3 protein-coding genes are annotated in these 2,507 nt (G+C 66.9%); all 3 read left to right on the top strand.

Going from position 1 to position 2,507, the window contains the following annotated elements; genetic code table 11:
- The first annotated feature begins 66 nt into the window (after positions 1–66).
- The gene (locus H7290_RS18600; protein WP_290515510.1) at positions 67–711 is read left to right on the top strand and encodes a SatD family protein; all 645 of its coding nucleotides are present in this window, start codon (positions 67–69) and stop codon (positions 709–711) included.
- Entirely contained in the window at positions 708–1,409 is a 702-nt protein-coding gene (locus H7290_RS18595) for a hypothetical protein (protein WP_290515509.1), read from the top strand. The genes H7290_RS18600 and H7290_RS18595 overlap by 4 nt, the downstream gene beginning before the upstream one ends.
- 118 nt (positions 1,410–1,527) lie before the next feature.
- The coding region (locus H7290_RS18590) for a dihydroxy-acid dehydratase (RefSeq protein WP_290515508.1) at positions 1,528–2,507 on the top strand (980 nt) is incomplete at its 3' end.

Genomic DNA, 2,507 nt, shown 5'->3' with positions numbered 1-2,507 from the left:
CGCAATCATGCTAGGCATTCAGTCGATGACTTATACTCAGCAAGATTCAGTGATAGCCTTATATACATGGAGTATGAGCAAAAGGGTATCGCCGTCATCGTCGACCTCGTGTCATCGCGAACTCATCCTGACCGCGCCGCCGCTCAACGGCAGCTGGTCGACGCCCTGGCCGAGGTCAACGCCGGCGTCGAGAGTGTGCAACCCCTCGCACCCACCATCGGCGACGAGTGCCAAGGCGCCTACGCCGACCTCCCGGCCGCTGTGCTCGCCACCCTCTTGCTCCGCCTTCGACTCCCCGACCCGCTCGACTGCCGGTTCGGCCTCGGTGCCGGGCAGTGGAGCACGATCGGCCGCAGCGACTATGGCCCCATGCAGGACGGGCCGGCGTGGTGGTCCGCGCGTGATGCGATCGTGGAGACGAAATCTCGCGAGGTGCGCCGACACAAAAGCCTGCGCACCTCCTACGCTGTGGCCGAGGGGCAGTCCGAGAAGTACCCACCGGCAGGCCTCACCAACGCATTCCTGATGTGTCGCGACGAGATCGTCAGCGACCTGAACGATCGTCGTCGCCGGCTCGTGCTGGGCCTGCTGGAGGGAAGGACGCAGATGGAGCTCGCCGCAGCTGAAGGTATCTCGCAGTCCGCGGTGTCACAGAGTCTGCAGAGCAGCGGCGCCTTTGCTCTGCTCGGCAGCGTGGAGTCGTTCCGATGATCCTGCTGGCGCTGCTGCTCGCGTCCTTCGGCGCCGCCGACCTCACCCGTCCGCAGGATCGTGCCCCCGATCGCGTCGCGCTCCTGCGTGCGGCTCTCGTCGGTGCGACCGTGCTGGGGCTGGGCGTCTGGGGGACGGGCCTCGAGTGGTGGTGGGTCGCGGCCGGGCTGGCGCTGCTGGTGGCATGGATCGCGACCACTCCCGTGGGCATCTCGGGCCGGCAGACGTACCCGTGGCCCCTCGTGCTGCTCGGCATGACAGTGCTGACGATCCTGGCCTTCGGCTCGCAGGTCCGGTCGGCCGACGGGTGGTTGCCCGACTGGTACGACCAGCTCGACATCTCGACGCTCGACGACGTCTCCTTCGTTCAGTTCGCGGTCGGCGTGGGGGTGGTGCTGTTCCTCGTCGAATCGGCCAACATCATCGTCCGCATGGTGCTCGCCGGAACCGATGCCGGCGTCATGGCCAGCGAGCAGACGCTTCGAGGTGGACGCGTGCTGGGCCCGATCGAACGCATCTTCATCTTCGCGATGGCCCTCGCCGGTGAGTATGCGGCGCTCACCGCGGTCATTGCCGCCAAGGGAATCCTTCGATTCCCGGAGATCTCTCGCGATGTCGCGGGCCGCAAGGCTGAGTATGTCCTCGTCGGCAGCTTCGTGAGCTGGTCCATCGCACTGGTCTTCATCCCCCTGCTTTAGTCCCTGGCTGATATCGCGCCTGATCAAGTCATGGGCTGATACAGCGAGGCACGAGGCAGACGCCCGCTGCGGAGTCCCTGCCGGACGTCACGCGTGGCGGCGGTCGTAATCTGAGGACATGCCTCCCGAGAACGACGTCGACATCAAGCCCCGCAGCCGTACCGTGACCGATGGCCTCGAGGCCACTGCATCTCGCGGGATGCTGCGTGCGGTCGGCATGGGGGACGACGACTGGGTGAAGCCCCAGATCGGCGTCGCCTCGAGCTGGAACGAGATCACCCCCTGCAACCTGTCGCTCGACCGTCTCGCGAAGGCCGTCAAGGTCGGCGTGCACGCCGGCGGGGGATACCCGCTCGAGTTCGGCACGATCTCGGTGTCCGACGGCATCTCGATGGGTCACGAGGGCATGCACTTCTCGCTCGTCAGCCGCGAGGTCATCGCCGACTCGGTCGAGACCGTCATGATGGCCGAGCGTCTTGACGGCTCCGTGCTGCTCGCCGGCTGCGACAAGAGCCTCCCCGGCATGCTGATGGCCGCAGCCCGCCTCGACCTGTCGAGCGTCTTTCTCTACGCCGGCTCGATCATGCCGGGCAGCGTCGACGGCAAGGACGTCACGATCATCGACGCCTTCGAGGCCGTCGGCGCGTGCATCAAGGGGCTCATGAGCCGCGAGCAGGTCGACAAGATCGAGCGTGCGATCTGCCCGGGCGAGGGTGCCTGCGGCGGCATGTTCACGGCCAACACCATGGCGTCGGCGGCCGAGGCGCTCGGCATGAGCCTGCCCGGATCGTCGGCCCCGCCGGCGATCGACCACCGCCGCGACGAGTTCGCCGAGGCGTCGGGAAAGGCCGTCGTCGAGCTGCTGCGCCGCGGCATCACTGCCCGACAGATCCTCACCAAGCGGGCCTTCGAGAACGCCATCGCCGTCGTGATGGCGCTCGGCGGCTCCACCAACGCCGTCCTGCACCTGCTCGCGATCGCCCGCGAGGCCGAGGTCGACCTGACGCTCGCCGACTTCAACCGGGTCGGCGACAAGGTGCCTCACCTCGGCGACCTCAAGCCGTTCGGTCGCTACGTCATGAACGATGTTGACAGGGT

It is taken from the genome of Aeromicrobium sp., from assembly GCF_014378035.1.
Classification (GTDB): domain Bacteria; phylum Actinomycetota; class Actinomycetes; order Propionibacteriales; family Nocardioidaceae; genus Aeromicrobium.
This window is presented reverse-complemented; position numbering and strand designations above follow the sequence as displayed.

Bases quoted from the DNA above. Each gene is read 5' to 3' on its own strand.
- H7290_RS18600 (WP_290515510.1), top strand. From the start codon at position 67: ATGGAGTATGAGCAAAAGGGTATCGCCGTCATCGTCGACCTCGTGTCA.
- H7290_RS18595 (WP_290515509.1), top strand. From the start codon at position 708: ATGATCCTGCTGGCGCTGCTGCTCGCGTCCTTCGGCGCCGCCGACCTC.